The organism is Sphingomonas sp. 66-10, assembly GCF_001897045.1.
GTDB classification, from domain to species: Bacteria; Pseudomonadota; Alphaproteobacteria; order Sphingomonadales; family Sphingomonadaceae; genus Sphingomonas; species Sphingomonas lycopersici.
Genome location: NZ_MKRR01000044.1, coordinates 40,421 through 48,817, shown reverse-complemented (window position 1 = coordinate 48,817; position 8,397 = coordinate 40,421). Strand labels below are relative to the sequence as shown.

At 66.8% G+C, this 8,397-nt stretch carries 7 protein-coding genes; 5 read left to right on the top strand and 2 right to left on the bottom strand.

Going from position 1 to position 8,397, the window contains the following annotated elements:
• Positions 1 to 96: 96 nt before the first annotated feature.
• Together BGN95_RS05365 and BGN95_RS05360 are read right to left on the bottom strand one after the other, a co-directional pair.
• Positions 97 to 1,242: a dipeptidase gene (locus BGN95_RS05365; protein ID WP_265313216.1), complete on the bottom strand. Its 1,146-nt coding sequence runs from the start codon at positions 1,240 to 1,242 to the stop codon at positions 97 to 99.
• Position 1,243: 1 nt separating this feature from the next.
• Positions 1,244 to 3,364 carry a S9 family peptidase gene (locus tag BGN95_RS05360; RefSeq protein WP_286771877.1) on the bottom strand — a complete coding sequence of 707 codons (2,121 nt, stop codon included), beginning with the start codon at positions 3,362 to 3,364 and terminating at the stop codon, positions 1,244 to 1,246.
• Between the two features lie 384 nt (positions 3,365 to 3,748).
• Between BGN95_RS05360 and BGN95_RS05355 the strand changes: the two genes are divergently transcribed.
• The 5 genes from BGN95_RS05355 to BGN95_RS05335 form a co-directional block, all read left to right on the top strand.
• Entirely contained in the window at positions 3,749 to 4,759 is a 1,011-nt protein-coding gene (locus BGN95_RS05355; RefSeq protein ID WP_179511022.1) for a dipeptide epimerase, read from the top strand.
• Positions 4,756 to 5,772 carry a peptide MFS transporter gene (locus tag BGN95_RS05350; protein ID WP_286771876.1) on the top strand — a complete coding sequence of 339 codons (1,017 nt, stop codon included), beginning with the start codon at positions 4,756 to 4,758 and terminating at the stop codon, positions 5,770 to 5,772. Before BGN95_RS05355 ends, BGN95_RS05350 begins: the two co-directional genes overlap by 4 nt.
• The gene (locus BGN95_RS05345; RefSeq protein ID WP_286771875.1) at positions 5,721 to 6,047 is read left to right on the top strand and encodes a hypothetical protein; all 327 of its coding nucleotides are present in this window, start codon (positions 5,721 to 5,723) and stop codon (positions 6,045 to 6,047) included. Before BGN95_RS05350 ends, BGN95_RS05345 begins: the two co-directional genes overlap by 52 nt.
• A 60-nt stretch (positions 6,048 to 6,107) precedes the next feature.
• Positions 6,108 to 7,151 carry an N-acetyltransferase DgcN family protein gene (locus BGN95_RS05340; protein ID WP_179511024.1) on the top strand — a complete coding sequence of 348 codons (1,044 nt, stop codon included), beginning with the start codon at positions 6,108 to 6,110 and terminating at the stop codon, positions 7,149 to 7,151.
• A 16-nt stretch (positions 7,152 to 7,167) separates the two neighbouring features.
• A partial coding sequence (locus tag BGN95_RS05335) for a serine hydrolase domain-containing protein (protein ID WP_286771874.1) occupies positions 7,168 to 8,397 on the top strand: 1,230 nt, incomplete at its 3' end.

Genomic DNA, 8,397 nt, shown 5'->3' with positions numbered 1-8,397 from the left:
TCAAAACCGGCCATGGATACCTCGACCCGCTTGATCAACATCACAGATGCTCCCTTGGTCAAGGGAGGGGAGAAGGAAGAAGCGATCGGCCGCGCCTCACTTCCACGTCGCGCCCAGCAGCCGCCGGAAATTCCCTCCGAGCACCGCGCGCACATCGGCGTCGCTATAGCCGCGGCGCACCAGTTCCTCGGTGAGATTGTAGATCTTGAGTGGGCCGCTGAACGCCTCGATATCGATCTTGTCGCGGAACGCGTAGCTGCCCTTATACCCCGCCTTGAGCGCGGCATATTGATCGGGCGCCATCTTGTCATAGCCGTAGAGATCGGCGTCGGTGCCGATCCCGACATGATCGATCCCGATCAGCTTGCGGACGTGATCGATATGGTCGGCGACATTGGCGATCGTCGTCGGTTCCTGCCCGCTGACGAAATTGCGCACCCCGGTGATCCCCATCACCCCGCCCTTGGCGCCGAGCGCCTTGATCGCCTCGTCGGTCTTGGTGCGGGGGTGGTTGTTGATCGCGCGGCAATTGCTGTGGGTGATCGCGATCGGCACCGGCGATACCGCGATCGCGTCGAGCGTCGTGCGATCGCCGCAATGCGAGGTATCGACCAGCATCCCGGCGGCGTTCATCGCCTTGACGACCTCCACGCCATAATCGCTGAGCCCGCCGTCGACCCGGTCGGTGCAGCCCGATCCGATCAGATTTTGCGTATTATAGGTGAGCTGCGACACGCGCTGGCCGAGATTATAGAAGCGCGCGACATCCTTGGCGGTGCGGAAGTGATCCGAATCCTGCAGCCCCATCATCACCGCGGCCTTGCCCTGGCGCTTGGCGCGATCGATGTCGGCGGCGTCGCGGACGAGCGTGAACACCTCGTCATTATGTCCGACGAACGCGCTCCACCCGGCGAGGAATTCGAGCACCAGCGCAAAGGCATCGGGGCCGCCGACGCCGACCGAATTGTGGAAGGCGGTGATCCCGCTCGCGCGGAAGTCGGCGATCTGCGCCTCGGACAATTTGGCCGCGACGGTCTCGGGGCGGAAATCGAGCGACAGCGGGCCGAGCATGTCGATAACGAGCGAGCTCTTGACCAGATCGACGACGCGCTTGGCATAAGTGCGCGTCGACGCGGCGTGGACGCGATACATGCCGGTGTTGAGCATCGGGAAGGCGACGAGCGTCGATGCCGTCGCCATGCCGCCGATCATCGCCCGGCGCGTCACGCGGGTCTTGTCCATCTTATTCACTCCCTTGTTTGGCGGATTGCGGCTTCAGATGCGCGTCGAGGAAGCGCACCATCGCGCGATCGGCGCGCAGCCAGGTGTCGTGGCGCAGGAAGCCGTGGATCTCGTTGGGGAAGATCAGCTCCTCGAACGGCGCGTTCTGCGCCGCCAGCCGCCGCGCGAGATCGACCGTCTGGTTGAACGGCACGTTGCGATCGTCGTCGCCGTGGATCAGCAGCACCGGCGAGCGCCAGCCGGGCAGCGCCGCCTCGGGCGAGCTGTCGAACGCGGTGCGCAGCGCCTCGGCGTGGTCGCCCTGTTCGTAGCGTTTCGGCGCGGCGAACCCGAACATCGACCAGTCGTGGACGCCGTGGAAATCGACCCCGGCCTTGAAGATGTCGCTGTTGCGCGCCAGTGCATGTGCGGTGAGCAGCCCGCCATAGGAGCCGCCCCAGATCCCGATCCGTGCCGCGTCCACCGCGGGGAGCGACTGGAGATAGCGTGCGCCCGCGACGACATCCTGATATTCCGCATTGCCCGCCGCGCCGGCCTTCGCCGGATGCTGGAAATCGCGGCCATAGCCGATCCCGAGCCGATAGTTCACCGACAGCACGACATAGCCGCGCGATGCGAGATATTGGTTCATCGCATAGCTGTGGGTGTAATAATCCATATAGGACCAGCCGAGCAGCATCTGGCGCGGCGGCCCGCCGTGGACGAAGATCAGCGCGGGATGCTTGCCCCCGCCGCCCTGCGGGGTGAACAACTGGCCGTGGATCGTGAGGCCGTCGGGCGCGGCGAAGGTGACCGGGGTGGGGACGACCAGCCGGTCCGACGGATAGGATGCGGCGGTCGCGGGCAGCACGCGCCCGCCGCGGCCGTCCGCCTCCGCCAGCGTCACGCGTGGCGGCTCGCTCGTCGTTGCGGCGATATAGGCGAGCTTGCCGCCGGCGAGCGGGGTCGGCGTCCATTCGAGCCCCTTGCCGCCGCTCAGCGCGACCGGCGCCGCCCGATCGACCGGGACGCGATAGAGGTGGCGGCGATCGATATCCCCCGCCGCGCCGCCGGTATTGGCGCTGTAGAGCAGGCTCGCGCGATCGGGCGCCATCGTGACATGTTCGACGATGAACTCGCCCGGGGTCAGCAGCACCGGCTCGCCGCCGGTCGCGGCGAGCGAGTAGAGATGCGCCCAGCCGTCCATTTCGGCGCGGAAGGTCAGCCGGTCGCCCGCGCCCCATTTGAGGTACAGCCCGCCCGGCACCTGCGGATAGGAGCCGCGCAACGTATTCGGGCTCTGCCACACGCGCTTCGCGGTGCTGCCGTCGGCGGCGGCGACCCATAAGGAGAAGGGGTTGGGCTTGGCGACGAGCGGCGATTCGAGGATGCTCACATCCCCCGCGCGCCGCGCGAAGGCGATGCTTTTCCCGTCGGGCGACCAGGTGGGGGAATCGTCGATCGCGGTCGCCGGCGCGAGCCACACGATCGGCCGGTCGGGGCCGTCATAGACGCCGATGAAGCTGTGATCGCCGCGATCCGACACGAAGGCGAGGCGCTTGCCGTCGGGCGACCAGGCGATCTCCTCGATCTTCCCGCGATCGTAGAACAGCTTCTGCGGCTTGTCCGTGCCGTCCGCGCCGACCGTCCACACCTGATTGTCACGCAGAAAGGCGATCCGCCCCGACGCCGACACCTTCGGCCCTTCGCCGTCGGCGACCTTGACCGGCGCGCCGCCGTCGACCGACGCCCAGATCTCGATCGACGGCTGGGTGACGACCGAAGCCGGGTTGGCGGCGGGAAGCCCGTCCGCAAAAGGATTATGCTCGACCGCGCCGTGCGTCCACGCCAGCACGCGTCCGTCGGGCGAGAAAGCGAGATCGGACAATTCCTGCCCGTCGTCGTCGGTGCCGTTGGTCAGCCGCCGCGGGCGGTAATCGGGCGCGGTCGCATACCAGATGTTGCGGCGCCCCTGATGCAATTCGGTCCAGGCGATGCGATCCGCGGCGGTCGGCGCGGCCAGTTCCCCGACGAACGTATAGGAGAGAAACGCTTCGAGCGGGGCCGGCGACTGCGCGAGCACCGGAACCGTGATCGACAGTCCCGCGACGGCCGCGAGCATCAACGAGCGCTTCAACTTCATGCGACTTATCCCCTCTTCATTCCGCCGGGGCGGACCCGGAATCGAAAAGCTGGCTCGACTCAATGGGTCGATTGTCCGATGGGAACGCTATTGTCCTGATTGAGACTCGTCAATCGCAGATCAGGACAAGGGGGAGGGCGGCCACATCTCCGTCACCCCGGCTCAAGGCCGGGTGACGGTGGGGTAAAGGGGACGGACCTTGGGAATGTCGTCCGTCCCTCGACTTGCAAAATTTTCCAAACAGGCTTGAAAAGTCCTGATAGGGCAAATAGTGCCCGATCATCTGAAGGAGAGGGTGCTCGCGCCCGGGGGCAAGGCCGGCGATATGCGGCCGCGCTCCCCCGAACGTCGCTCCTCCGCAACACCGCAACGGGAGTGTTCCGCATGGCCAAATTGTCGCTGGATGTTCAGGTCGAGCGCCTGCCCTACAAGGCCGCCTTCCGCATCTCGGGCTATGTGTTCGACGGCGTGAATTGCGTCATCGCGACGTTGAGCGACGGCACGCATCGCGGCCGCGGCGAGGCCAATGGCATCTATTATATGGGCGACGACGTGCCGCATATGCTCGCCGCGCTGGAGCATGCGCGCGCCGATATCGAGGCCGGGGCGGATCGCGCCGCGCTGCGCGAGATCATGCCGGCGGGCGGCGCGCGCAATGCGGTCGATGCCGCCTTGTGGGAATTGGAGGCGCAGCGCAGCGGGCTTCCGGTGTGGAAGCTTGCCGGGCTGCCCGAGGCGAAACCGGTGGTCACCACCTTCACGCTCGGCGCCGACGATCCCGCGCTGATGGCGGCGAGCGCGGTCGCGTTCGGCCCGGTCAAGGCGATCAAGATCAAGCTGACCGGCGATCTCGATCTCGATATCGCGCGCGTCCGGGCGGTTCGCGCCGCGCGGCCCGACGTGTGGCTGGGGGTGGACGGCAATCAGGGGTTCAAGATCGCCGATCTCGATGCGCTCGCGGCGGCGATGGTCACCGAAAAGGTGTCGCTGATCGAACAGCCGCTCGCGCGCGGGCGTGAGGCGGATCTCGACGGCTATCGCTCGCCGGTCCCGATCGCGGCCGACGAAAGCGCGCTGACCCTGGCCGACGTGCCGGGACTGGAGGGGCGGTTCCAGGTCGTCAACATCAAGCTCGACAAGTGCGGCGGGCTGACCGAGGGGCTGATGATCGCCCGCGCCGCGCGCGACATCGGGCTCGACGTGATGGTCGGCAATATGGGCGGGTCCTCGCTCAGCATGGCGCCGAGCCTCGTGCTCGGCCAGCTTTGCGATATCTGCGATCTCGACGGGCCGATCTTCCTCAAGGAGGATCGCAATCCGGGGATCGTCTATCAGGACGGCACCGCCTGGTGCGACGAGCGGGTGTGGGGCGCGGAGTCACGGGTCGCCGCATGACCGAGATGCGGCAGGCGGGTGAGGGGGAGGCGACGTGGTTCGGTCAGCCGCGCGGGCTGACGATCCTGTTCCTCACCAACATGTGGGAGCAATTCTCCTATTTCGGCATGCGCGCGCTGCTGGTCTATTACATGACCCGGCAGTTGCTGTTCACCCAGCCGCATTCCTCCTTCGTTTACGGCGCCTATACCGCCTGCGCCTATTTCACCCCGATCGTCGGCGGGGTGATCGCGGATCGCTATCTGGGCAAACGGCGTGCAGTGATCGTCGGCGCGAGCATCATGGCGCTCGGCCATTTCCTGATGGCGTTCGAGGCGATGTTCTACATCGCGCTCGCGACGATCGCGCTGGGCAACGGCTTCTTCCTGCCCAGCCTGCCGAGCCAGATCAACGGCCTCTACCGCGGGGACGATCCGCGGCGCGGCTGGGCCTATAATGTCTATTATGTCGGCATCAACATCGGCGGGTTTCTCGCGCCATTGATCTGCGGCACGCTCGGCGAGCTTTACGGCTGGCATTACGGCTTCGGCGCGGCCGGCGTCGGGATGCTCGCCGGGTTGCTGATCTATCTCGGCGGGCAGCAATATCTGCCTGCGGATGTTCGCGCGAAAGACGCGGCGCCCGCCCCGGTCGATGAAAGCGGACCCTCGGGCCGTCGATTGGTCCTGGTGCTCGGCGCGGTCGGGCTCGCGGTCACGGTGTTTCGCGGCGCTTACGAACAGGTCGGCAATACCGTTGCCTTGTGGGCGGAAAGCGGCGTCGATCGCCGGCTGGGCGGTCTGTCGATCCCGATGACCTGGTTTCAATCGCTCAATCCGTTGCTGGTCATGCTGCTGACCCCGATCCTGCTCGCGGTGTGGCGGCGTCGCGCGGCGGCTGGATATGATGCCCCGCCGGCGCGGCGGATGGCGCTTGGCGCGCTGATCGTCGGCGGCGCCTATTTCCTGCTCGCGGCGGTGACGTGGTTCGCGGGGGACATGAAGGCGAGCTGTGGCTCGCGCTGTTCTTCCTGATCTTCACGATCGGCGAATTGTTCGTGCTGCCGATCGGTCTCGGTCTCTTCGCCCGCCTAGCCCCCGCCAAGCTGGGGGCGACCACCGTCGCCGCCTGGTATCTTGCGATCTTCAGCGGCAGCCTGTTCGCCGGATTGGTCGGCGGACTGTGGAGCCTGCTCGATCGCAGCAGCTATTTCGCGCTGCTCGCCGTGATCGCGACGGTGGCGGCGGGGCTGCTCCGGCTGCTCGATCAGCCGATCCGGCGGATCGATTTGTCTCAATCAGAAAATTAAGTTGAAATTTTTCTAATTAGGATCATGATGCCTGTATAGAGCATCACTCGGACAAGGAATATGACGATTCTACACCAGGCCATCACCGCTGGCGCGCTGTCGCTGCCGCAGCCCTATCTGCTGTTTCTGGGGGATGCGGCCGAGCGCGGGTACGCCAAGACCGCGCTTGGCCTGGCCGATTGGGCGGGGGATCGCTGCGTCGGCGAATTCGTCCTGCCGGAATGCGCCGTCACCACCGGCCTCGCCCGGATGACGCCTGCCGAGGCTCATGCGCGCGGTGCGCGATCGTTGCTGATCGGGGTCGCCAATATCGGCGGGGTCATCCCCGAGCGCTGGCTCGGCGCGCTGGTCGAGGCGCTCGAAGCGGGGCTCGATCTGGTCAGCGGGCTCCACGAGCGGCTGAGCGATATCCCGGTGCTGGCGAAGGAAGCCGCGCGGCTCGGCCGCCAGCTGATCGACGTGCGCAGCCCGCCGCCGGGCATCCCGACCGGCTCGGGGCGCAAGCGCAGCGGCAAGCGGCTGCTGACGGTCGGCACCGATTGCGCGCTCGGCAAGAAATATACCGCGCTCGCGCTCGCCGAGGGGATCAAGGCGCGCGGTGTCGCCGCCGATTTCCGCGCGAGCGGCCAGACCGGGATTATGATCGCCGGCGCGGGCATGCCGATGGACGCGGTGGTGTCCGATTTCCTCGCCGGTGCGGCCGAATTGCTCAGCCCCGATGCGGCGGACGATCATTGGGACGTGATCGAGGGGCAGGGCTCGCTGTTCCACCCGGCCTATGCCGCGGTGTCGCTCGGCCTGCTCCACGGCAGCCAACCCGATGTGTTCGTCGTCTGCCATTTGCCGGGGCGCGAGACGATCATGGGGATGCCGCAATTCCCTATTCCTTCGATCCGTGCGGTGATCGATCAGACGATCGCGCTTGGCAGCCTGACCAATCCGGCGATCCGCTGCGCCGGCATCAGCCTCAACACCGCTGCGCTGGATGCCGCAGCGGCCGAGGCCGAGATTGCCGCGCTCGCAGAGGCTTACGGCCTGCCGGTGGCCGATCCGGTGCGCGGCGGACCGGCGCTGGAGCGGCTGATCGATTCCTGCCTGGCATAACAACGGGACAGCTCGCATGAAGCGCATCCTCACCGCCGTTATCCTCGCCTCGGTCGCGTTTCCGGTCGCGGCGCTCGCGGCGCCGCCTGAGGGGTTCGAGGCGCGGGTCGAGGCGCTGCGCCGTGCGACCGGGGTGCCCGGCATGGGGGTGGCGATCGTCGAAAACGGCGCGCCGGTGCTGGTGAAGGGCTTCGGTGAGAAGCGGATCGGGTCGGGTGAGGCGGTCACCGCGCACACGATCTTCCCGTTCGGGACGACCGGGAAGGCATTCACCGCGGCGGCGCTCGCCTTGCTGGTCGATCAGGGCAAGATCGGCTGGGACGATCGCGTGATCGATCATCTCCCCGATTTCCGCATGTGGGACGCCTGGGTCACGCGCGAGATCACGATCCGCGATCTGCTGGTGCATCGTTCCGGGCTCGGGCTCGGCGCGGGCGATCTGCTGTTCGTGCCGCGCAGCCAATTGTCACGCGCGGAGACGGTGCGGCGGCTGCGCTACCTCAAGCCGGTGACGAGTTTCCGCAGCGCTTATGCCTATGACAATGTGCTCTATATGGTCGCGGGTCAGCTGATCGAGGCGGTGAGCGGCCAGCGCTGGGAGGATTTCGTTCGCGAGCATGTGCTCCGCGCCGCGGGGATGCGCGATTCAGTCACCGACGACAATGATCGCTTCGCCAGCGCCGACCGCGCCCAACCGCATGCGCGGATGAACGGTGGGCTGCGCGGGGCGGGCGATCAGGAAGCGCTCGACGAGCGTGACGGGCTCGGGCGCAATGCCGCTCCGGCGGGTGGGTTGGCGGTGAGCCCGGCGGATATGGCGACCTGGCTCCAGATCCAGCTTGCGCACGGCAAATTGCCGCAGGGCGGGCAACTCTTCAGCCCGGCGCAAGGCGCCGAGATGTGGAAGCCGGTGACGCCGATGCCGATCGGCGAGGAGCCCGAGGCGCTGAAGCTCACCCAGCCCAATTTCCTTAATTATGCTTTGGGCTGGACGGTGAGCGACTATCGCGGGGCGCGGATCATCCAGCACAGCGGCGCGGTGTTCGGGTTCCAGACGATCGTCGTGCTGGTCCCCGAAAAGAATGTCGGCTTCGCGATCGAGATCAACAGCGAGGACGGCGAGATCCTGCGCGGGTTGGCGTATGAATTGCTCGATCATTACCTCGGGCAGCCGGCGAACGACTGGCCGGCGAAATTCGCCGCGGTAAAGCGCCAGCGCGTTGCGGCGGGGCTCGCGGCGTTCAAG